Origin of the sequence: Streptomyces sp. 5-10, assembly GCF_014712245.1 — a bacterium.
In the GTDB taxonomy this organism is placed as follows: Bacteria; Actinomycetota; Actinomycetes; order Streptomycetales; family Streptomycetaceae; genus Streptomyces; species Streptomyces violaceusniger.
Map to the genome: position 1 here is coordinate 1 of NZ_JACVYG010000078.1, position 22,331 is coordinate 22,331.

At 72.3% G+C, this 22,331-nt stretch carries 17 protein-coding genes and 1 pseudogene; 15 read left to right on the forward strand and 3 right to left on the reverse strand.

What is annotated here, in order from left to right; genetic code table 11:
* Nucleotides 1-194: pseudogene (locus IEJ02_RS49470) on the forward strand (hypothetical protein); the annotation flags it as partial.
* Between the two features lie 236 nt (nt 195-430).
* Here IEJ02_RS49470 and IEJ02_RS44290 read toward each other — a convergent pair.
* Complete coding sequence (locus IEJ02_RS44290; protein ID WP_138914833.1) at nt 431-1,531, reverse strand: LacI family DNA-binding transcriptional regulator; 1,101 nt, start codon at nt 1,529-1,531, stop codon at nt 431-433.
* Between the two features lie 405 nt (nt 1,532-1,936).
* Here IEJ02_RS44290 and hisC point away from each other — a divergent pair, with 405 nt between their 5' ends.
* Nucleotides 1,937-3,016: a histidinol-phosphate transaminase gene (hisC, locus tag IEJ02_RS44295; protein ID WP_317986076.1), complete on the forward strand. Its 1,080-nt coding sequence runs from the start codon at nt 1,937-1,939 to the stop codon at nt 3,014-3,016.
* Between the two features lie 254 nt (nt 3,017-3,270).
* Here hisC and IEJ02_RS44300 read toward each other — a convergent pair whose 3' ends face one another.
* A complete protein-coding gene (locus IEJ02_RS44300; RefSeq protein ID WP_191069969.1) occupies nt 3,271-3,702 on the reverse strand; it encodes a lipocalin-like domain-containing protein in 432 nt (143 codons plus the stop codon).
* Nucleotides 3,703-3,818: 116 nt separating this feature from the next.
* Here IEJ02_RS44300 and IEJ02_RS44305 point away from each other — a divergent pair, with 116 nt between their 5' ends.
* From IEJ02_RS44305 to IEJ02_RS50105, 6 genes are all read left to right on the forward strand, one after another.
* The gene (locus tag IEJ02_RS44305) at nt 3,819-4,871 is read left to right on the forward strand and encodes a GlxA family transcriptional regulator (protein ID WP_223865443.1); all 1,053 of its coding nucleotides are present in this window, start codon (nt 3,819-3,821) and stop codon (nt 4,869-4,871) included.
* 146 nt (nt 4,872-5,017) lie between these two features.
* Nucleotides 5,018-6,634: a cytochrome ubiquinol oxidase subunit I gene (locus IEJ02_RS44310; protein WP_191069970.1), complete on the forward strand. Its 1,617-nt coding sequence runs from the start codon at nt 5,018-5,020 to the stop codon at nt 6,632-6,634.
* 28 nt (nt 6,635-6,662) lie between these two features.
* A complete protein-coding gene (gene cydB, locus IEJ02_RS44315; protein WP_191069971.1) occupies nt 6,663-7,664 on the forward strand; it encodes a cytochrome d ubiquinol oxidase subunit II in 1,002 nt (333 codons plus the stop codon).
* A 19-nt stretch (nt 7,665-7,683) separates the two neighbouring features.
* Complete coding sequence (gene cydD / locus IEJ02_RS44320; protein WP_191069972.1) at nt 7,684-11,250, forward strand: thiol reductant ABC exporter subunit CydD; 3,567 nt, start codon at nt 7,684-7,686, stop codon at nt 11,248-11,250.
* Nucleotides 11,251-11,812: 562 nt separating this feature from the next.
* Entirely contained in the window at nt 11,813-13,519 is a 1,707-nt protein-coding gene (locus IEJ02_RS44325; RefSeq protein ID WP_191069973.1) for a sensor histidine kinase, read from the forward strand.
* A gap of 425 nt (nt 13,520-13,944) precedes the next feature.
* Nucleotides 13,945-14,787, forward strand: a complete 843-nt coding sequence (locus IEJ02_RS50105) for a hypothetical protein (RefSeq protein ID WP_191069974.1) — start codon at nt 13,945-13,947, stop codon at nt 14,785-14,787.
* 86 nt (nt 14,788-14,873) lie between these two features.
* Here the strand turns inward: IEJ02_RS50105 and IEJ02_RS44335 are convergent, their stop codons facing one another.
* Nucleotides 14,874-15,755, reverse strand: a complete 882-nt coding sequence (locus tag IEJ02_RS44335; protein WP_223865444.1) for a Cof-type HAD-IIB family hydrolase — start codon at nt 15,753-15,755, stop codon at nt 14,874-14,876.
* A gap of 227 nt (nt 15,756-15,982) precedes the next feature.
* On the opposite strand from IEJ02_RS44335, the gene IEJ02_RS44340 reads away from it, so the two are divergent.
* The 7 genes from IEJ02_RS44340 (at nt 15,983) to IEJ02_RS44370 (ending at nt 22,318) form a co-directional block, all read left to right on the forward strand.
* A complete protein-coding gene (locus tag IEJ02_RS44340; protein WP_191069976.1) occupies nt 15,983-16,891 on the forward strand; it encodes an LLM class flavin-dependent oxidoreductase in 909 nt (302 codons plus the stop codon).
* 146 nt (nt 16,892-17,037) lie between these two features.
* Nucleotides 17,038-17,946 carry a zinc metalloprotease HtpX gene (htpX, locus tag IEJ02_RS44345; protein WP_137978666.1) on the forward strand — a complete coding sequence of 303 codons (909 nt, stop codon included), beginning with the start codon at nt 17,038-17,040 and terminating at the stop codon, nt 17,944-17,946.
* 3 nt (nt 17,947-17,949) lie between these two features.
* Complete coding sequence (pspAB, locus tag IEJ02_RS44350) at nt 17,950-18,534, forward strand: PspA-associated protein PspAB (protein WP_191069977.1); 585 nt, start codon at nt 17,950-17,952, stop codon at nt 18,532-18,534.
* Between the two features lie 189 nt (nt 18,535-18,723).
* Nucleotides 18,724-19,287 (forward strand): hypothetical protein, encoded by a 564-nt coding sequence (locus IEJ02_RS44355; RefSeq protein WP_191069978.1) that lies wholly within the window; start codon nt 18,724-18,726, stop codon nt 19,285-19,287.
* A gap of 148 nt (nt 19,288-19,435) precedes the next feature.
* Nucleotides 19,436-20,506 (forward strand): ABC transporter ATP-binding protein, encoded by a 1,071-nt coding sequence (locus IEJ02_RS44360; protein ID WP_369075665.1) that lies wholly within the window; start codon nt 19,436-19,438, stop codon nt 20,504-20,506.
* On the forward strand, nt 20,496-21,395 hold the full coding sequence (locus IEJ02_RS44365) for an ABC transporter permease (RefSeq protein ID WP_137978663.1): 900 nt from the start codon (nt 20,496-20,498) through the stop codon (nt 21,393-21,395). Before IEJ02_RS44360 ends, IEJ02_RS44365 begins: the two co-directional genes overlap by 11 nt.
* Nucleotides 21,392-22,318 (forward strand): ABC transporter ATP-binding protein, encoded by a 927-nt coding sequence (locus tag IEJ02_RS44370; RefSeq protein ID WP_191069980.1) that lies wholly within the window; start codon nt 21,392-21,394, stop codon nt 22,316-22,318. The genes IEJ02_RS44365 and IEJ02_RS44370 overlap by 4 nt, the downstream gene beginning before the upstream one ends.
* Nucleotides 22,319-22,331 lie beyond the last annotated feature (13 nt).

Consider the following 22,331-nt stretch of genomic DNA (forward strand, 5'->3'; position numbering starts at 1 on the left):
GCGCGGGCGGCGGCACGGGCGCGGCGGGGCCCGGCGCGACGGGCGCGGACCCCGGCGGCACGGCACCCGGCGGTACGGCTCCGAGCGGCACGGCACCGGGCGCGACCATGCTGGGCGGGGTGTGCGCCCCGTACGCGGGCACAGGAGGGATCGCAGCCGTGGTCCCTGCCGTGGCTTCCAGACCGGCCCCCTGAGTCATCGACCCCTCCACCATCACGCCGCCGTGCCACCTTGTGGACCTTGCCTGGTCGACGGCGGTCCGCGGTGTCGTCCGCCCATCATAGGAATGACCGTGAGGGCTTGTGACGCACCAGGGTGCCGTCAATCGCTGCTCGCTCCTGCTTCGTCGGACTTTTATCCCGGATTGGCCCGGTAGGGGAAGCCCATTGGCCTCAGGTCCTCCTCGGGTCATCCTTGAGTCGCCCTCAGGTCAGCCCCCAGCGCGGCTGCGTGGGGCGCTGACCGTCGTACGCGGCGGACGGCGCTGTGAGGACGTCCGCACCATCAATTCGGTGGGTATGACCTGTTCAACGGGCTGGTCGGTGTCAAGGCCCTCGATGGCGTCGATGAGCAACTGGACGACCGCCGTGCCGATCCGGCGGGGTTTGAGTGAGAGGGTCGTGATGGGCGGCTCGGTGGTGCGGTAGACGGTCGATTCGCTGCAGCACACCAGCAGCAGGTCGTCGGGGACCCGCAGCCCGTAGCGGCGGGCGGCGGCGAGCAGATCGGTGCCGTTGGGGTCGAAGAGGCCGTAGACCGCGTCGGGGCGGTCGGGGCGGGCGAGCAGCCGGTCGGCGGCGACGGCACCGGCACAAGGGTCGTGGGCCGGGTACGCCTCATAGACCGGATCCTGTCCCACCCGTTCGCACCACTGCAGGTACGCCGTGGTGGACAGCCGGGTGTAGGTGTCGGTGGAGGTCCCGGTGAGCAGTCCGATCCGGCGGGCGCCGGCCTCGGCGAGATGGTCGAGCAGCCCCAGCACCGCCGCCTCGTGGTCGTTGTCCACCCAGGCGGTGACGGGGAGGGCGCCGGCGGGGCGGCCGTCGCTGACGACGGGGATGCCCTGGCGCAGGAGCTCGGTGACGACCGGATCGTGGTCGGAGGGGTCGATCACCACGGTGCCGTCGAGGGCGACGTTGGACCACACGTCGTGGCGGGAGGTGGCGGGGAGGATGACGAGGGCGTAGCCGCGCGCCAGCGCGGCGGAGGTGGCGGCCCGCGCCATCTCGGCGAAGTAGGCGAACTCGGTGAAGGTGAAAGGTTCATCCCCGTATGTGGTCACGGTCAGGCCGATGAGGCCGGACTTGCCGGTACGGAGGGTGCGGGCCGCTGCGGACGGGCGATAGCCCAGCCGCTCGGCGACCTCGCGGACATGGCGGCGGGTGGCCTCCGGGAGCCGGCCCTTGCCGTTGAGCGCGTCGGAGACGGTCGTGATGGAGACCCCGGCGGCGGCGGCCACGTCCCGGATGCCCGCCCGCCCTAACCGGCGGCCGGCCGACCGGCTCACCTGGTGCTTCCCTGCTGCTGTCATGGCCAGCCGATAGTAGGGCGCGGGTGGGCGGGTTGCGCGATTCCGCCATCGGTATTCGGAAGGCACGTTTCTGCATGAGCGCCTTCCCCAATTCCCTTGGAAGTGAAGCCAGTTGGGGGTTCCACCGGGCCTCTGATCGCCCCTGGCATATCCACGCCTGCTGATTGATACATGTCTCGAAGAGGTCTCAACTCACCTGCACGGGTGATGCGCGCCACGGCGCTCGCCACCGGCGCGCGTGAAAAAACGGGGCGCTCCCCCCGGTGGGTACGCGGGCGCCGGGGGCGGATACGCGGCGGCGCCCGGCGGGTACGCGAGACGGGGGAATCCTCATAAGGTGTGCAGTATTGCCGTGTGCGAACGCTGTGCACGGACCGGGACAGGATGGGTCGAGGAGGACTGTCGGTGACCGAGAAGAGCCCCAAGCTGCGCGCCGCGCTGGACGGCATTCCGACGTACAAGCCCGGCAAGCCGGCCGCCGCGGACGGCCCCCTGGCCTTCAAGCTCTCCTCCAACGAGAACCCCTATCCGCCGCTGGCCGGGGTGCTGGAGACCGCCGCGAACGCCGCCGCGTCCTTCAACCGCTACCCGGACCTCGCCTGCACCGCGCTGATCGCCGAGCTGGCGAGCCGCTTCGACGTACCGCTGGAGCATCTGGCCACCGGGACCGGCTCGGTCGGCGTGGCCCAGCAGCTGGTCCAGTCCACCGCGGGGCCGGGCGATGAGGTGATCTACGCCTGGCGGTCCTTCGAGGCATATCCGATCATCACTCAGATCGCCGGGGCCACGTCGGTGCGGGTCCCGCTGAACGACGCCGAGGAGCACGACCTGGAGGCGATGGCGGACGCCATCACCGACCGCACCCGGCTGATTTTCGTCTGTAACCCCAACAACCCGACCAGCACCGTGGTGCGCCGGGCCCAGCTGGAGCGGTTCCTGGAGCGGGTGCCGTCCGATGTGCTGGTGGTGCTGGACGAGGCGTACATCGAGTTCATCCGGGACGACCAGGTCCCCAACGGGATCGATCTCTACCGGGACCGGCCGAACGTGTGTGTGCTGCGCACCTTCTCCAAGGCGTACGGCCTGGCCGGGCTGCGGGTCGGCTTCGCGATCGCCCATGAGCCGGTGGCGGCGGCGCTGCGCAAGACCGCGGTGCCGTTCGGCGTCAGCCAGCTCGCCCAGGACGCGGCGGTGGCCTCGCTGCGCAGCGAGGACGCGCTGCGGGAGCGGGTGGACGCGCTGGTCACCGAGCGGGGCCGGGTGTGGGAGGCGCTGACCGCCCAGGGCTGGACGGTCCCGGACTCGCAGGCGAACTTCGTCTGGCTGCGGCTGGGGGAGCGCACGGCCGACTTCGCGAAGGTGTGCGAGGCGGCGGGCGTGGTGATCCGTCCGTTCCCGGGTGAGGGGGTGCGGGTCACCATCGGCGAGCGCGAGGCGAACGAGATCTTCCTGCGGACGGCGGAGGAGTACCGCAAGGAGCTCTGAGTGCCTGTTCTGAACCGGCTTGCTGAGTAGCCTTGAGGCCTGCGCCGGCAACGTGTCCGAAGGGCGCCGGACAGGCCCGAGAGCGGGTGTGCGGGGGGGGGGGGGGGGGGGGGGGGGGGGGGGGGGGGGGGGGGGGGGCGGTGAACGGCTGAGCCTGGAAGCACGGCCCGATGCCGTGTATTGCTCGGCTGTGTGTCGTTCCACCGGTTCCTCGCCGACGTGGCAGGAGGCTGGCGCCAGGCGTCCCGGGTGACTCAGCGTTCCCAGGTCAGGACCCCGCCGCGCTCCTGTCCGTTGACGATGACCGGCTTGACGAGTGCCAGGTGGAGCCGGTGGTTCTCGTCCAGGGTGGCGCGCCGCGGCAGGATCGTGTTCTCCCAGTTCGGGAAGAGACTGTGCTCGACGTGATGCTCGACGATGTCGTCGGTGACGGTGTAGGTGCCCGCGTAAGCGAGGTAGCCGTGTGCCGCCCCGGCCTGCTCGACGCCGGTGCCACCGTGTACTTCGCCGTCGGTGTACGGAGACCGTCCGGGGGCGCTGATCTGAACGGACATGTGGCCGTCGCCGGTGTAGATGATCAGCCCGTGCGCGTCCTCGCCCAACGGGTACGAGGCCTCGGAGCCGGTGAGCCGGTAGGAGACGAGCCGCCAGGAACCGACGAGGTGCTGGGCGATGTCGGAGTGCATGACATGCGGCCTTTCGAGGAGGAACAACGGGCACGTTCTGCCCGTGACAGCCATTCTCTGCTCGCCCTTCTCGCCTCGACAGTGGCACGAATGCCACCTTGTGGCAGGATCTGGTCATGCACAAAGTGGCCGTTCTCGCGTTCGACGGCGTTCGCGCGTTCGAGCTGGTTATTCCGACCCGCGTCCTGGGTGCGGCCAACGCCCCGGACGGCTCTCCGCTGTACGCGGTGCGGGTGTGCTCGCTCGACGCCCGGCCCGTGACCAGCGACGCGGGCTTCGCGATCGCCATCGAGCACGGCACCGAGATCCTGCGCGACGCGGACACCGTCATCGTCGCTCCCACCCTCGCTATGCGGGACCGGGGCCGCGAGGGGGTCCCCGCCGATGTGCTGCCCCTGCTCACCGGCCTGCGCCCGGGTACGCGCGTCGTCGGTTTGTGCGCCGCTGCCTTCGCCCTCGCGGCGGCGGGTCTGCTCGACGGCCGCCCGGCCACCACGCACTGGCGGGAATCTGAGGACTTCCGCGCCTCCTTCCCCGATGTCCGGCTCGACCGCGACGTGCTCTTCGTCGACGACGGCGACGTGCTCACCTCCGCCGGAGTCGCCGCCGGCATTGACCTGTGCCTCCACCTCGTACGCCGAGATCACGGCGCGTCCGTCGCCAACGACGTGGCCCGCGCCTGCGTCGTGCCGCCCTGGCGCGAGGGTGGCCAGGCCCAGTACGTGCGGGCGCTTGTCCCCGCCGATGACGGCGCCTCCACCGCCGCCGCACGCGAGTGGGCCCTCACCCAGCTCCACCGGCCCCTGACACTCCGCGAACTCGCCCGGCACGCCGGCATGAGCGTGCGCACCTTCAACCGACGGTTCCGCATGGAGACCGGCACGACACCCGGGCAATGGATCACCCTGCAACGCGTCGACCGCGCCCGCGCCCTGCTGGAGACCACCACCCTGACCATCGAGCACATCGCGGCGACCACCGGCTTCGGATCTGCCCGGTCCCTGCGCGAACACCTCGCACACATCCTGGGCGTATCTCCCTCCGCCTACCGACGAACGTTCGCCGGCCGGGCACCCGCCGACCGCGGCCTCCCCGGGCGCCCGCCCAACCGGGGCCGGGCGGCTCGGCCGTCTTTCGGGCCCGCAAGGGGCCCATCGGCCCCTCCGTAAGGTACGCAGGATACCCATACGTGCCCCATTCGCCCCCTACCACCCCCGGTGGGAGGGGGCGACGTCGTGTGCGTATCATTGCTTGTGAATGTGAATACGTTCACAAGCTCGCTCGCGGGCAGGCACGACCGTAAGGAGAGATTCAGGTGAATCTGGCTCTGGCGCCGGAGACGCTGGCCCGATGGCAGTTCGGCATCACGACGGTCTACCACTTCCTCTTCGTGCCGCTGACGATCTCTCTCGCCGCGATCACGGCGGGTCTGGAGACCGCCTGGGTCCGCACGGGCAAGGAGAAGTACTTCCACGCCACCAAGTTCTGGGGGAAGCTCTTCCTGATCAACATCGCGATGGGTGTGGTCACCGGCATCGTGCAGGAGTTCCAGTTCGGTATGAACTGGTCGGACTACTCCCGCTTCGTCGGTGATGTCTTCGGCGCCCCGCTCGCGATGGAGGCCCTGCTGGCCTTCTTCTTCGAGTCCACCTTCATAGGTCTGTGGATCTTCGGCTGGGACAAGCTGCCCAAGAAGATCCACTGCGCCTGCATCTGGATCGTCTCGCTCGGCACGATCCTCTCGTCGTACTTCATCCTGGCCGCCAACTCCTGGATGCAGCACCCGACCGGCTACACCATCGACAAGGCCACCGGAAAGGCCCAGCTCACCGACATCTGGGCGGTGCTGACCCAGAACACCACCCTGGTCGTGGTCTTCCACACGCTGACCGCGGCCTTCCTCACCGGCGCCGCCTTCATCATCGGGATCTCCTCCTTCCATCTGCTGCGGGCCAAGCGCCGCCGGGAGCGCGGCGAGGAGCTGGGCGAGCGGCGGAAGAAGCAGATCGGGGCGATGCGGGCCTCGCTGCGGGTGGGCCTGGTGGTCGCGGTGATCGCGGGGATCGGCACGGCGATCAGCGGTGACCAGCTCGGCAAGGTGATGTTCGAGCAGCAGCCGATGAAGATGGCGGCGGCCGAGGCCCTGTGGGACACCCAGGCGCCCGCGCCCTTCTCGGTCTTCGCCGTCGGCGATGTCAGCAAGGGGCACAACAGCGTCGAGCTCGAGGTGCCCGGGGTGCTCTCCTTCCTGGCGCACAGCAACTTCACCGACTCCGTCCCCGGTATCAACGACATCGCCCAGCGGGAGGCCGACGCCTACGGCGGTCAGCCCGATGACTACATCCCCAGCATCTTCATGACCTTCTGGGGCTTCCGGCTGATGATCGGCTTCGGGATGACCTCGTTCGTCGCCGGGCTGATCGGGCTGTGGACGACCCGCCGCAAGCGGTGGCTGGCGCCCGCGTTCCGCACTGGCGAGGACGAGGTGCCCCGGCTCATGCTCACCAAGAAGCGCGAGATGGGCCCGCTGCTGTCCACCTGGTCCTGGCGGATCGGCATCCTCACTATGGGCTTTCCGCTGATCGCCAACTCCTTCGGCTGGATCTTCACCGAGATGGGACGGCAGCCCTGGGCGGTCTACGGACTGATGAAGACCGCCGACGCGGTCTCCCCCGGCGTCAGCCAGGCCGAGGTGCTGATCTCGCTCGGCGTCTTCACGCTGCTGTACGGGGTGCTCGCGGTGATCGAGGTGCGGCTGCTGACCAAGTACGCCAAGGCCGGACCGGACACCGACGAGAAGCCCCCCGCCAAGGACCCGAAGCTGCGACTGCCCTCGAGCGGTCCGGGCGGTCCGGGTGGTCCTGGCGGTCCGGACGGCGGGTCCTCCGCCGAGGACGAGGACGCCGACAAGCCGCTGACCTTCGCGTACTGACGGCCGGAAAGGATCATCGGAGAGGATCATGAACCTTCACGACGTCTGGTTCCTGCTGATCGCCTTCCTGTGGACGGGCTACTTCTTCCTGGAGGGCTTCGACTTCGGTATCGGCGTGCTGACCAAGCTGCTCGCCCGCGACCGCACCGAGCGCCGGGTCCTGATCAACACGATCGGGCCGGTGTGGGACGGCAACGAGGTCTGGCTGATCACGGCGGGCGGGGCGACCTTCGCCGCCTTCCCCGACTGGTACGCGACGCTCTTCAGCGGCTTCTATCTGCCGCTGCTGGCCGTCCTGGTCTGCCTGATCCTGCGTGGTGTCGCCTTCGAGTACCGGCACAAGCGCCCCGAGGACCGCTGGCAGCGCAACTGGGAGCATGCGATCTTCTGGTGCTCGCTGCTGCCCGCGTTCCTGTGGGGAGCGATCTTCGCCAATCTGGTGCACGGGGTGCCGATCGGCCGGGACGGCAACTACGCGGGCGGTCTGTCGGATCTGCTCACGCCGTACGCCCTGCTGGGCGGGGTGGTCACGCTGGTGCTGTTCACCTTCCACGGCGCCGTCTTCGCCGCGCTCAAGACGGAAGGGGACATCCGGACGCGGGCGCGGCGGTACGCGGCCGGGCTGGGACTGGCCACCGCCGTGGTCGCGGTGCCGTTCCTGGTCTGGACGCAGGGCGACAGCGGGAACGCCCGGAGTCTGGTGGCGGTCGTCATCGCCGTCCTGGCGCTGGCCGCGGCGCTGATCATGAACCAGCGGGGGCGTGAGGGATGGGCGTTCGGGCTGTCCGGGGTGGCCGTCGCGGCGGCCGTCGCGATGCTCTTCCTGGCGCTCTTCCCCGAGGTCATGCCCTCCTCGCTGGACCCCGCGTGGAGTCTGACGGCGGCGAACGCGGCCTCCAGTCCCTACACGCTCAAGATCATGACGTGGGTCGGCGCCATCATGATGCCGCTGATCATGGCCTACCAGGCGTGGACGTACTGGGTCTTCCGCAAGCGCATCGGCACCCGGCACATCCCCGCCGCCCACTGACGCGGGTGCGGTGTTTCACGTGAAACCAATCGATCCACGGCTGCTGCGGTACGCACGGGCCACCCGCTTCTTCCTGGCCGCCTCCGTGACGCTGGGCCTGGCCGGAGCGGGACTGGTCATCGCGCAGGCGATGCTGATCGCCGAGATCGTGGTGGGCGCCTTCCAGCGGGGCGACGGCGTGACGACGCTGACGCTTCCGCTGGGGCTGCTGGCACTGGTCGCCGTCGGCCGGGCGGCCGTCTCCTGGCTGACCGAGCTGGCCGCCCACCGGGCCGGTGCGGCGGTCAAGTCGGAGCTGCGGCTGCGGCTGCTGGAGCGGGCCGTACGGCTGGGGCCGAGCTGGCTGGACTCCCAGCGGACCGGTGCACTCACCACCCTCGCCACCCGGGGCATCGACGCGCTGGACGACTACTTCGCGCGCTATCTGCCCCAGTTGGGGCTGGCCGTGGTGGTGCCGGTGGCGGTGCTCGCCCGGATCGTCACCGCGGACTGGATCTCCGCGCTGATCATCGTCGCCACGCTGCCGCTGATTCCGCTGTTCATGATGCTCATCGGCTGGGCCACCCAGTCCCGGATGGACCGTCAGTGGCGGCTGCTGTCCCGGCTGTCCGGGCACTTCCTCGATGTCGTCGCCGGGCTGCCCACCCTCAAGGTCTTCGGCCGGGCCAAGGCCCAGGCCGCATCGATCCGTGCGATCACGGGTGACTACCGGCGGGCCACGCTCAAGACGCTGCGGCTGGCCTTTCTGTCCTCCCTGGCCCTGGAACTGCTCTCCACGGTGTCGGTCGCGCTGGTCGCGGTCGACATCGGGATGCGGCTGGTGCACGGCGAGATGGACCTCTTCACCGGGCTGGTGGTGCTGGTGCTCGCCCCCGAGGCGTATCTGCCGCTGCGGCAGGTGGGCGCGCAGTACCACGCGGCGGCGGAGGGGCTGACGGCGGCGGACGAGGTCTTCGCGGTGCTGGAGCGCGAGCCCTCGGGGGCGGCGGGCGGCTCGCCCGCACCCGATGCCCGGGGTGCCGCGCTGGCGCTGGACGGGTTGGTGGTCCGCCACCCCGGGCGCACCGAACCGTCCCTCGCCCGGACCTCGTTCGAGATCCACCCGGGGGAGACGGTCGCCGTCGTGGGCCCCAGTGGTGCCGGGAAGTCGACCCTGCTGAACGCCGTGCTCGGCTTCGCGGCGCCGCACGAGGGCCGGGTGCTGATCGGGGGCCGGAACCTGGCCTCCCTGGACCCGGAGAGCTGGCGGCGCCAGATCGCCTGGGTGCCCCAGCGCCCGTACCTCTTCGCCGGGACGATCGCGGAGAACGTCCGGCTGGCCCGTCCGGACGCCGGCGACGAGGCGGTGCGGGCCGCCCTGCGGGACGCGGACGCGCTGTGTTTCGTCTCCGCGCTGCCGGACGGGATCGAGACCCGGCTGGGCGAGATGGGCGCCGGACTCTCCGCGGGTCAACGCCAACGGATCGCCCTGGCCCGTGCCTTCCTGGCCGACCGCCCGGTGCTCCTCTTGGACGAGCCGACGGCGAACCTGGACGGCGAGACGGAAGCCTCGGTCGTCGATGCGGTACGCCGCCTCGCCGAGGGCCGGACGGTCCTCCTGGTCGTCCACCGCCCGGCACTGCTGCCGCTGGCGGACCGGGTGCTGCGCTTGCCGGGGCCGGACCGGGGCTCTGGAACTGCCGCCCGTGGTGGGTCGGCCACCTCCGTCACGCCGGACGGCCTGAGCGCGTCGGGTGGCCCGGTCGCGTCGCATGGCGTGGCCGTGTCGAACAGCTCGGCCGTGTCGTACGGCGTGGCCGCGTCGCACGGCTCGGCCGCGCGCCCGTGCCGGGGTGCGTTGGCGCGGGTGCGGGGAGCCGCGCACGGGGGGCGGGGGCGGTTCGGGCTGGCGTTGTTGCTCGGGAGCCTCGCCCTGCTGAGTGCGGTCGGGCTGATGGCCGTCTCCGGCTGGTTGATCTCGCGGGCCGCGCAGCAGCCGCCCGTGCTCTATCTGATGGTCGCGGTCACCGCGACCCGGGCGTTCGGGATCGGCCGGGCCGTCTTCCGCTACGCCGAGCGCCTGGTCTCGCACGACGCCGTGCTGCGGGTGCTGGCCGAGCTGCGGGTCGCCGTCTACCGGAGGCTGGAGCGGCTGGCGCCCGCCGGGCTCGGCCGGACACGCCGCGGCGATCTGCTCTCCCGGCTGGTGGCCGACGTGGACACCGTGCAGGACTACTTCCTGCGCTGGCTGCTGCCCGTCGGCACCGCGCTGACCGTCGGCGCGGCCTCGGTGGGCTTCCTCACCTGGGTGCTGCCCGAGGCCGGGGCCGTGCTGGCGGCGGGGCTGCTGGTGGCGGGGGTCGTGGTGCCCGCCGCGTCCGGGGCGCTCGCGCGGCGCGCGGAGCGGCGGCTGGCACCTGCGCGCGGTGCCCTGTCGGCGCAGGTCGTGGACCTGCTCGCGGGGACCGCGGAGTTGACCGTCGCGGGCGCGCTGCCGCGCCGGCTGGACGGGGTGCGCCGGGCCGACGGCGTGCTCACCCGGATCGCCCGGCGGACGGCGGCCGCCGCCGGTACGGGCGCCGGGCTGTCCGCGCTGGTCTGCGGTCTCACCGTGGCGGCCGCGGCGTGGGTGGGGGTACCGGCCGTGGCGGACGGCCGCATCCACGGGGTGTGGCTGGCGGTCGTGGTGCTGACCCCGCTCGCCGCCTTCGAGGCCGTCGCGGGGCTGCCGCTCGCGGTGCAGCACCGGCAGCGGGTGCGGCGGGCCGCGGAGCGGGTGTACGAGGTGCTGGACGAGCCGATTCCGGTGCGCGAGCCCGACGAGGCGGGGCGCGAGGAGGCGCCGAGCGCGCCGTATCCGCTGGTGCTGCGCGGGATCACCGCCCGCCATCCCGGGCAGTCCGCCCCCGCCCTGGACGGGTTCGGGCTGGAGCTGTACCCGGGCCGCCGGGTCGCGGTCGTCGGCCCGTCGGGGGCGGGCAAGACCACCCTCGCCCAGGTGCTGCTCCGCTTCCTGGACACCGAGGGCGGCACGTACACCCTGGCGGGCCGGAACGCCGCCGCCCTGGACGGGGACGCGGTGCGGCGGCTGGTCGGCCTCTGCGCCCAGGACGCCCATGTCTTCGACAGCTCGCTGCGCGAGAACCTGCGGCTGGCGCGCCCCGGCGCGAGCGAGGACGAACTGCGCGCGGCGCTGGCCGCGGCCCGGCTGCTGGAATGGGTGGACGGGCTGCCGGACGGCCTGGACACGCTCGTCGGCGAACAGGGCGCACGGCTCTCCGGCGGCCAGCGGCAGCGGCTGGCACTGGCCCGCGCGCTGCTGGCGGACTTCCCCGTGCTGGTCCTGGACGAGCCCGCCGAGCATCTGGACCTGCCCACGGCCGACGCCCTGACGGCCGACCTGCTGTCGGCGACCCAGGGGCGCACCACCGTCCTGATCACTCACCGGCTGGCGGGCCTGGACGCGGTGGACGAGGTGATCGTCCTCGACGGCGGCCGGGTCGTGCAGCGCGGGACGTACGGGCAACTGGCCTCGGCCGATGGTCCGTTCCGCCGGATGCTGGAGCGGGAGGCGGTGGAGGACGGAGCCCTGGTGGGCGCCGGGTAGCCGGGCGCGGGCGGTGAGGGCCTGTCCGGCGGGTCTTGACGCCTGCGGCGGGCTGCTCCCCTCCCCGCCCCTTCCCACAACTGGGGCTCCGCCCNGGCCCGCGATGGCTGGCATGCGCGCCCCGCTGGGGGCGTCCCCCGCACCGGACGAGCGGCCCTGCGGCGTCTGCCGCCGCCCCGAAGCCCAGGGGCGAAGCCTCCGCGTGGTCCGCCGGACCCTCCGGGGCCCCGAAGATCCGCCGGACAACCACTAGCCCACGCCGGGGCTGCCCAGGGTCTGTCGTCAAAGGGGGCACCCGGCCGCGAGCAGGCGCCCCCCGTTGACGACAGGCCCCAGCGCCCACCGGCACTCCGCGCGGGAGCGCCGTGGCAGGCATCCCGGCCCGCATGATCCGCTGGACAACTTCCGGGGGGCACAGGCGCGCGGCCGGACAGGGGCGTGAGCTGCCGCATGGGGTGGCCCGGGCCCGTGTGGGTCGCCCTGCGGCGCCCCGGAAGCGGTGGAAGCGGGGCCCAGCGCCGACAACAGGGCGTTTACCTGCGGTATTCATTAGGCTCGACGCATGGCGGCCGCTGCCCCCTCCCCCGACCCCCTGGATGTGGCCGCGGAGGCGACCCGCGGTCTGCGGGGGCTGTCCACCGAGCTCACGGCGCGGCTGCCGCGGCTGCTGGAGGCGATGCGCTCGCTCGGCACGGGGCCGGACGCGCACACCGTCCTCGACCGGATCGTCCGTACCGCGGCCGAGCTGGTGGGTGCCCGCCGCGCCGCGATCGGGGTGCACCACACCGAGGGCGACGCCGCCGCGGGCCATGGCCTGGCCGATGTGGTGACGTACGGCGTGACCGAGGCCGACCGGGAGCGGTGCGCGGAGCTGCTCGCCGACGCACGCCGCACCGGAACGCCCCCGGCAGCCGAGCCGCCGAGCCCGTCCGAGCCGCCGGCCCCGGCCCAGCCGCCGGGCTCGTCCCTCACCGTTCCGCTGCGCGTGGGGGAGGAGATCTTCGGCTTCCTCTGTCTCGCCGAGAAGCGGGACGGCGGTCCGTTCACCGAATCCGACCGGCATCTGGTCGAGGTGCTGGCCACCGAGGCGGGGATCGCCATCGGCCACACCCGCGTCCAGGGAGCCACCCGGCAGCGCGAGCGCTGGATCGAGGGGTCGGTGGCCGTCACCCAGGCGGTGCTCTCCGGCGGCGCCGGAGACGGACCGGCCGTGGTCGCCGAGAAGGCCCGGGAGCTCGCGGACGCGGCGGTGGGCATCGTGCTGCTGCCGGAGGACGGCGGTGACGGGCTGAAGGCCGTGGCGGTGGCCGCCGATGAGCGGTCCGGGCTGCTCGGCGCGGTGCTTCCGGCCCGTTCCCCGGCCGTGCCGAGGCTGCTGGCCGGGCAGCCGGTCCTCATCGAGGACCCGGCCGCCGACCCGCTGCTCGGCACCGGCGTCCCCGGGCGCTACGGACCGAGCATGATGGTGCCGCTGAGCAGCGGGGACCGGGTGCTCGGCGTGCTGGCCACCGCGCGGGAGCGCGACGCCGGCCCGTTCACGGCCACCGAGCGCACCCTGGCCGCCCAGTTCGCGGCGCAGGCGGCGGTCGCGCTGGTGCTCGCCGAGGCCCAGCACGACCGGGAGCGGCTCGCGGTCCTCGAGGAGCGCGACCGGATCGCCCGCGACCTCCACGACCTCGTCGTCCAGCGGCTGTTCGCGACCGGGATGCTGCTGGAGAGCGCGGGGCGCCAGTCGGACGCGCCGGAGGTACGGGAGCGGGTCGAGCGGGCCGTCGAGGAGCTGGGCGCCACCATCCAGGAGGTACGGACGGCGATCTTCGCGCTGCAGCAGACGCCGCCCGAGACGCCGCCCGGGCTGCGCGGCCGGGTGCTGCGGGAGGTCAGGGCGGCCGCCGTGCCGCTGGGCTTCCAGCCGTCGCTGACCTTCGTGGGCCCGGTGGACGACCTGGTCCTGTCGGCGACCGGCGCCCATCTCGTCGCGACGCTGCGCGAGGCGCTGTCCAACGCCTTCCGGCACGCCCGGGCGGAGCGGATCGAGGTGGTCGTGGACGCCACCGCCCGGCTCGCGGACGGACGGCCGGCGGTCCGGCTGACGGTCGCGGACGACGGGGTGGGCGTGCCCGCGGACGGGCGGCGCAGCGGCCTGGCCAACCTGGCACGGCGGGCCGAGGCGCTGGGCGGGTCGAGCGCCTTCGGCCCCGGCCTGGGGGAGGACGGCCGCGGCACGGCAGTGGTGTGGGAGGCACCCCTGCCGAGCGAGGGGGCGTGACGGCCGCCGGCCGGGTGGGGGCCGCCGGCGGGCCGGGGCCTGACGGGCACCGGCCGGGGAGGAGGTCTCACGGCCGCTGCTTCGACGGAGGGTGTCTGACGGGCGCTGGTCGGGCGGAGGGTGTGCCCGACGGCCGCTGCTCCGGCGGAGGGTGACTGACGGCCGCTGCTTCGGCGGCGGGTGCCTGACGGGCGTGGGTCGGGCGCGGGGCTGACCGGGCGCCGGGCGGCTCATACGCCGCAGTGGGGCGGTGGTTGTCGCCCGCCCGGCCCAACTCCTCACCTGCGCGGTCCAACTATCGGCTCGTCAGAATGCAGACCGCCGGAACCGTGGGTGAGATGAGGTTCGCGGGCCGTTCGGTCCTTACGTATCCCATCGCACTCCGCGACAGATGGTGGCCCGACCGCGGGGAAGGAAGTCATGACGTGAACAGCCAGAGCCCTACTCCTCATCGTTCCCGGACGCGCCGCCGGGTCCTCTTCGCCTCCGTCGCGGCAGCGGCGGCCATCTCCAGCCAGCTGCTGACCATGGCGCCCGCCGCGCTGGCGGATGACCCGGCGGGGCTCGGCGTCGGCCGTCCCAAGCCGCCGCAGCCGCCGACCGTCATCCACGGGGTGCAAGAGTTCACCACGGACGGGACCTTCACGGCGCCGCCGGGGCTCACCTCGGTGCACCTCCAGGCATGGGGTGCGGGCGGCGGTGGCGGCGGCGGTGGCGGCGCTGGCGGCGGTGGCACGATGGCCGCAGCCGGCGGTAACGGCGGTGGCGGCGGGTCCGGCGGCTTCACCTGGTGCGTCCTCCCGGTGACGCCGTTCGGCGTCTACACGGTGCACCTGGGCACCGGTGGCACCGGTGGCACCGGCGGTGCCGGTGGCCTTGCGGTGAACACTCCCGGACAGCCCGGTACGGCCGGCACCGCCGGCACCGCCACGACGGTGTCGAACACCAGCGGCACCCAGGCCACCGCCACGGGTGGCACCGGTGGTCAAGGTGGTGGCGGCGGCACCGCCACCGCGGGCACCGCGGGCACGGGCGGCATCGGCGGCAACGGCACCTGCAACAGCGTCTTCGCGGTCAACCGGAGCGGCGAGAACGGCGAGACCGGCGGCGAGGGCGGCGACGCGGTCGACGGCATCGTCGAGCTGCCCCCGACGAACAGCAGCGAGGGCGGCGACGGCGGTCTCGGCGGCGCCGGTGGCACCACCCCGGGCGGTAAGGGCGCCAACGGCCAGAACGGCGGCAACGGGTACGCGGTGTTCTTCTGGTAGATCGACCCCGGTCGTATGCGATCGCCCCCCGGCCAGCGCGGCCGGGGGGCGGTTCCACGTGGCCGGTCGGGCGATTCCCGGTCGGGCTATCCGGCCAGGATCCGCTCGATGACGGCGGCGACGCCGTCATCGGTGTTGGCGCCCGTGCGGTGGGTGGTCGCGGCGAGCACATCCGGATGGGCGTTGGCCATCGCGTACGAAGTGCCCGCCCACATCAGCATCTCCAGGTCGTTGGGCATGTCCCCGAACGCCACGACCTCCGCGGCCGCGATCCCGCGCTCGGCACAGCACCGGGCCAGGGTGCTGGCCTTGCTGACCCCGAGACCGCTGACCTCCAGCAGGGCGGACGGGCTGGAACGGGTGAAGTCGCCGTGGGCCCCGGCCACCGAGCGGGCCAGCTGGAGGAAGTCGTCGGGCGCGAGCTCGGGGTGGTGGGCGAGCAGCTTGAGGACCGGCATGTCGGCGTGCGCGAATCCGTCGTGGAGCAGCTTCTCGGCGGGGGCGATGATCGCGCCCGGGTCGAGGTGGAAGGGCGGGTACCGCGGTTCGTAGAAGATCCCGCCGCTGCGCTCGACCGCGAAGGAGGTGCCGGGGGCGGCCTCGCGCAGTGTCTCCACGATGGCGAGGGCCCGCTCGGTGGCGAGCGGACGGACCTCGACCGGCAGCCCGCCCTGGTGCAGATCGACGACGGCGGCGCCGTTGGCGCAGATCGCCAGGCCGTGGCCGTGCACATGGGCACTGACGACGTCCATCCAGCGGGCCGGGCGGCCGGTGACGAAGAACACCTCGATGCCCGCCCGCTCGGCCGCCGCGAGCGCCGCCACGGTGCGGTCGGAGACCGTCTTGTCGTCCCGCAGCAGGGTGCCGTCGAGGTCGGTGGCGATCAGCCGGGGCCGGGCCGGGGCGGGGCGGAAACGCTCTGGGGCCGGGGTGTTCGGCCGGTCGGTCGCAGGAGTCACGGCAACCATCCTCCCGCATATGCCGCTCAGCGATGAGGGCACGGTGCTCGGATGGGCCTGCTCCGGTGCGCTCGAGTGGGCGCGCTTCCTCGGACGCGCTCGCCCGGGTGCGTCCGCCGACACCCGTCCAGGCGTCCCGTCGGTACGGTTCGGACGGCTCGGACGGCTCGGTACCGCCCGGACGGGCCTGGACGGCTCGGTACGGTGTTGTCACACCCACCCCTTAGGCTCGCGGTATGCGAGTGAGCACCGTGATCCTGCCCATCCACCGCTGGTCCGAGGGCGGCCGGGAGATATGGCAGCGCGCCGAGGAGCTGGGTTTCCACGCCGCGTACACCTATGACCACCTGTCCTGGCGCAGCTTCCGCGACGGCCCCTGGTTCGGGGCGGTGCCCACGCTGACGGCGGCCGCGGCGGCGACCTCGCGGCTGCGCCTGGGCACCCTCGTCACCTCCCCGAACTTCCGGCATCCGGTGACGCTGGCCAAGGAGCTGATCACGCTGGACGACGTGTCCGGTGGGCGGATCACCCTCGGCATCGGCGCGGGCGGCTCCGGCTTCGACGCGACGACGCTGCTGCGCGGCGGCGAGGAGCCGTGGTCGCCCCGGGAGCGGGCGGACCGGTTCGGCGAGTTCGTCGAGCTGCTCGACCGGCTGCTGACGGACGACGCGGTGACGTACGAGGGCACGCACTACAGCGCGTACGAGGCGCGCAACATCCCCGGCTGTGTGCAGCGGCCCCGGCTGCCGTTCGCGGTGGCCGCCACCGGCCCGCGCGGGCTGCGGCTCGCGGCGCGGTACGGCCAGGCGTGGGTGACCACGGGCGATCCGAAGATCTCCGAGACGGGCACCCCGGCCGATTCGCTGGCCGCCATCGGCGGTCAGATCGAGCGGCTGGGCAAGGCGTGCGCGGAGGCCGGGCGGGGCGCCGGCGACCTCGACAAGATCTTTCTCACCGGCTTCACCCCGGACGGCACAGCGCCGCTGAGCTCGGTGGACGCCTTCGTGGACTTCGCCGGACACCATGCCGAGCTGGGCATCGAGGAGATCGTGCTGCACTGGCCGATCCCCGATTCGATCTTCGCCGCCGACCTCGGGGTCTTCGAGAAGATCGCCACGGAGGGCGCGGCCCAGATAGCGGGGTAAGCGGCCCGGATAGCGGGGTACGCGGGCCCGGACCGCCGACACGGCAGCTCGCCGGAGAAAGGGAGAGCGCGCGCGGCGCGGATCGCCCGATAAGCGGCAGAATCGGGTATAGAGCCTTTGGCGTCGCGTCACAGGGGAGGCATCCCATGCCGCATACCCGCTATGCCCCGGACCGTGGGCTGACCACGCGCATGGTCACGACGATGTTCTTCATCGGGCTGCTCTATGTGGTCTTCATCGGCGTGCTGCTCGCCGTGTTCAAGGGCGCCTGGCCGCTGATCGTGATCATCGCGGGAGGGCTGTTCGTGGCGCAGTTCTGGTTCAGCGACCGGATCGCGGCGTTCAGCATGGGCGCCCGGGAGGTCACCCCGCAGCAGGCCCCTGAGCTGCATGGTGCGGTGGACCGGCTGTGCGCGCTCGCGGACATGCCCAAGCCCCGGGTGGCCATCGCCGACACCGATGTGCCGAACGCCTTCGCCACCGGCCGCAATCAGCGCAATGCGCTGGTGTGCGCCACCACAGGGCTGCTGCGGCGGCTGGAGCCGGAGGAGCTGGAGGGCGTGCTCGCCCATGAGCTGTCGCATGTGGCGCACCGCGATGTGGCCGTCATGACCATCGCCTCCTTCCTCGGCGTGCTGGCGGGCATCATGACCCGCGCGGCGCTGTGGGGCGGGCTCAGCCGTGGCAGCCGCAACAACAACGTGGGCATCGCGGTGCTGCTCATCCCGCTGATCAGCGCCGTCGTCTACGCGATCAGCTTCCTGCTGACCCGGCTGCTGTCCCGCTACCGCGAGCTGTCCGCTGACCGCGCCGGTGCGCTGCTGACCGGGCGGCCCTCGGCGCTCGCCGCCGCGCTCACCAAGGTGACGGGGCAGATGGCCCGGATCCCGACCCGGGATCTGCGCAAGGTCGAGCCGTACAACGCGTTCTTCTTCGCGCCCGCCCTCTCCGGGGAGAGCGTCAGCCGGCTGTTCTCCTCGCATCCGACGCTGGAGCGGCGGCTCGACCAGCTCGCCCGCGTCTCCACCCAGCTGGGCCAGGCGGGAAGGGGCTGAGCCATGAGGCTGCTGGACGCCATTCTGGGCCGCAGCAAACCGGTGCGCCCCGACCTCGACCGGCTCTTCGGACTCCCGGGGGCCGCGGTCAGCCTGGAGGCGGGGGCCGGGTTCACGCCGACCGGCCGGGGCTCGGTCTGCTTCGCGAGCGTGGAGGGCGGCGCCTTCTCCCAGCTCCAGAGCGATGTGCGGGAGCTGCTGGACGCGGACACGGACCGGGGCGGGGTGCCCGTGGAGTTCAGCCAGGACGCGTACGGCTACACCTGGCTGCTGACCCGGCAGCGGCCGGACGATGTGGCGTCGCTGGTGAACGATCTGCACGCGGTCAATTCGCTGCTCCAGGACGGGGGGTTCGGGCCGCAGCTGCTGTGCTCGCTGATCGGCTTCCAGGACCCGGCGGGGCGTTCGCTCGCGCTGGTGTACCTCTACAAGCGCGGCACCTTCTACCCCTTCGCACCGCTGCCGGGCGCCGCGGAGAAGCGCGACAACGCGCTGGAGCTCCAGATACGGGCGCTGCTCGGGGACGATCTGCGGATCGAGGAGGACCTGAGCCGCTGGTTCCCGGTCTGGGGCGCACCGGGTCTCTGACGTTCCCGTTCTCGGCGCGGAAGGTCCGGCGCCGGCCGGGCGGGTGCCCAACTCCCCCTCTGCGCAGGGGAATCAACGGGGGAATCCGTGGGCCGGGCGGCCCATCAGGCATAGGACTGGGCTCGCAGGGCACGTTCTCCCTTCGACATCCCACGACGGAATGTGACCTGACGCCCGGGGGAGGGTCGAATGAGTTACTTGCGCGGATTCATGCCATGGATCGCCCTCGCGGTCGTGTCCACACTGGGCTGGCAGTGGGGCGCCCTGGCCGGGCTGGTGCTGGGGGCCGCGATGCTGATCCGGGCCCGTCGGGCGGGTCTGGCCGCCGACGCCCTCATCCTCGAGTGCAGCACGGTGGCCTTCTTCACCGCGCTGACGATCCTCGCCTTCGCCCGCCCGGACAGCGGGCTCAAGGACTACGTCGGCGCGCTGGCGCTGAGCTGGCTGGCCGTCACCGCCTGGACGACCCTCGCCGTCGGGCGGCCCTTCACCACCGGTATCGCCCGGCGTCAGGCACCGCCCGAGGTGTGGGACAGCCATGCGTTCCGGCATATCAATGTGGTGATCACCCGGGCCTGGTCCCTCGCCTTCACCCTCTCCGCCGCGGCCATGGTCGTGGTCGTCTCCGCCGGTCTGGGCGTGGTGGCAGCGCTGGCGGCGCAGTTCGCCGGGTTCGTCCTTCCGGCCCTGTTCACCGCGTGGTACCCAGGATGGGCACGGTCCCGGCTGGCCCCGGCCGCACATCGGGCATAAGCCCACGAACCGGCTGTGGATACCCTCGGTCATCCCCTCCGGTCGGGGCCTGTCCCCTACGGGCGCGTCAGACCCGAGGACGAGGCGAATCCCACCGTCTGGAGTGACGCCGCCTGTGTCTCGCACCACTACCGTCGAACACGTGACTGTGATCGCCACCGAAAGTCTGAGCAAGCGGTTCCCCCGCGTCACCGCGCTCGACCGGCTGTCCGTCGACATCGCACCAGGGGTCACCGGCCTGGTGGGTGCCAATGGCGCCGGTAAGTCCACGCTGATCAAGATCCTGCTCGGGTTGTCCCCCGCCAGCGAGGGCCGCGCTTCCGTGCTCGGTCTCGATGTGGCGAAGGACGGCAGCGCCATTCGCGAAAGCGTCGGCTACATGCCCGAGCACGACTGTCTGCCGCCCGATGTCTCGGCCACCGAGTTCGTCGTCCACATGGCGCGCATGTCCGGGCTGCCGCCCTCCGCGGCCCGTGAGCGCACGGCCGACACCCTGCGCCACGTCGGGCTGTACGAGGAGCGGTACCGCCCCATGGGCGGCTACTCCACGGGCATGAAGCAGCGGGTCAAGCTGGCCCAGGCCCTGGTGCACGACCCGCGCCTGGTGCTGCTGGACGAGCCGACCAACGGACTGGACCCGGTCGGCCGCGACGAGATGCTCGGGCTGATCCGTCGCGTGCACACCGACTTCGGCATCTCGGTCCTGGTCACCTCGCATCTGCTCGGCGAGCTGGAGCGCACCTGCGACCACGTCGTGGTCATCGACGGCGGCAAGCTGCTCCGCTCCAGCTCCACCAGTGACTTCACCCAGGCGACGGCCTCGCTCGCGGTCGAGGTGACCGACACCGCCGACCACCCGGACGGCACCACGGCGCTGCGCACCGCGCTCGACCGGGCCGGGCTCACCGTCCAGCCGGCCGGCCGCGGCGCCGACGGGTCGCCCGGCTCCGACCATGTGCTGCTGGTCGACGTCGCGGGCGAGGAGACGTACGACACGGTCCGCGACACCATCGCCGACCTCGGCCTGGGCCTGGTCCGCATGGAACAGCGCCGCCACCGCATCGCGGAGATCTTCCGGTCCGACGACGAGGACGCGAACGCCGCGGACGCCGCAGACGCCGCGAATGCCGCCGCAGCTGCCCAGAAGGGCACAACGCCGTCCGGCGGACCGGCCGGCGCAAGCGCACACGGGAACGGAGGTGCCGTCGATGCCGCCTGAGACCGTGACCCAGCAGCGCGCCGACGTCATTCACAACATCGGCTACCGCCACTACGAGGGCCCGCGCCTCGGCCGCGCCTACGCCCGCCGCTCGCTCTTCTCCCAGAGCCTGCGCGGCGCCTACGGCCTCGGCCGCTCGGCCAAGTCCAAGGTCGCGCCGATGCTGCTGTTCGCCGTGATGTGCATGCCCGCCGCGATCATCGTCGCGGTGGCCATCGCCACCAGCGCGGACGAGCTGCCCGTCAAGTACACCCGCTACGCGATCATGCTGCAGGCCGTCATCGGCCTCTACACCGCCTCCCAGGCGCCGCAGTCCGTCTCCCGGGACCTCCGCTTCAAGACGGTCCCGCTCTACTTCTCGCGGCCCATCGAAACGATGGACTACGTGGTGGCCAAGTTCGCCGCCATGGCCTCCGCGCTGTTCATCCTCACCGGCGCGCCCCTGCTGATCCTCTACGGCGGGGCACTGCTCGCCAAGCTGGACTTCGCCGATCAGACGAAGGGCTTCGCACAAGGACTGGTCTCCGTGGCTCTGCTCTCGCTCCTCTTCGCCGGCATCAGCCTGGTCGTCGCCGCGCTCACCCCGCGCCGCGGCTTCGGCGTCGCCGCCGTCATCGCCCTGCTGACCATCTCCTACGGCGCGGTGTCCGCCGTCCAGGCCATCGCCTGGGACCAGGGCGACACCGGCCCGGTGAGCTGGATCGGGCTGTTCTCGCCGATCACCATCATCGACGGGGTGCAGACGGCGTTCCTCGGCGCCACCTCCTCCTTCCCCGGCGGGGTCGGCCCCGGCACCGGGACCGGACTCGTCTACGTCCTCGTTCTCCTCGGCCTGATCGCCGGCTCGTACGGGCTGCTGATGCGCCGCTACCGAAAGGTCGGCCTGTGACCACGATCGCCATCGACAACGTCTCCCGCTGGTTCGGGAACGTCGTGGCCGTCAACGACGTGACCATGGACATCGGCCCCGGAGTCACCGGGCTCCTCGGCCCCAACGGCGCCGGCAAGTCCACCCTCATCAACATGATGGGCGGCTTCCTTGCCCCCTCCACCGGGTCCGTGACCCTCGACGGCGCACCGATCTGGCGCAATGAGGAGGCGTACCGCCACATCGGGATCGTCCCCGAGCGGGAGGCGATGTACGACTTCCTCACCGGCCGCGAATTCGTGATCGCCAACGCCGAGCTGCACGGGCTGCCCGATCCCCGCGCCGCCGCCCGTAAGGCGCTCGACACCGTCGAGATGGACTACGCGGGCTCCCGGAAGATCGCCACGTACAGCAAGGGCATGCGCCAGCGCGTGAAGATGGCCTCCGCGCTGGTGCACGAGCCGTCGGTGCTCCTCCTGGACGAGCCGTTCAACGGCATGGACCCCCGGCAGCGGATGCAGCTGATGGATCTGCTGCGGCGGATGGGCGCCGAGGGCCGCACCGTGCTGTTCTCCTCGCACATCCTCGAGGAGGTCGAGCAGCTGGCGGCGCACATCGAGGTGATCGTCGCGGGGCGGCACGCCGCCTCCGGCGACTTCCGCAAGATCCGCCGGCTGATGACGGACCGCCCGCACCGCTATCTCGTACGGTCCAGCGACGACCGCGCGCTCGCGGCCGCCCTGATCGCCGACCCGTCGACCACCGGTATCGAGGTCGACGCGAGCACCGGCGTCGACGCCGGGCTGCACATCCAGGCGGTGGACTTCGCCCGCTTCACCGAACTGCTGCCCCGGGTCGCCCGTGACCAGGGCATCCGGCTCCTCACGGTCTCGCCATCCGACGAGTCCCTGGAGAGCGTCTTCTCCTACCTCGTCGCGGCCTGAAAGGAGCCCACAG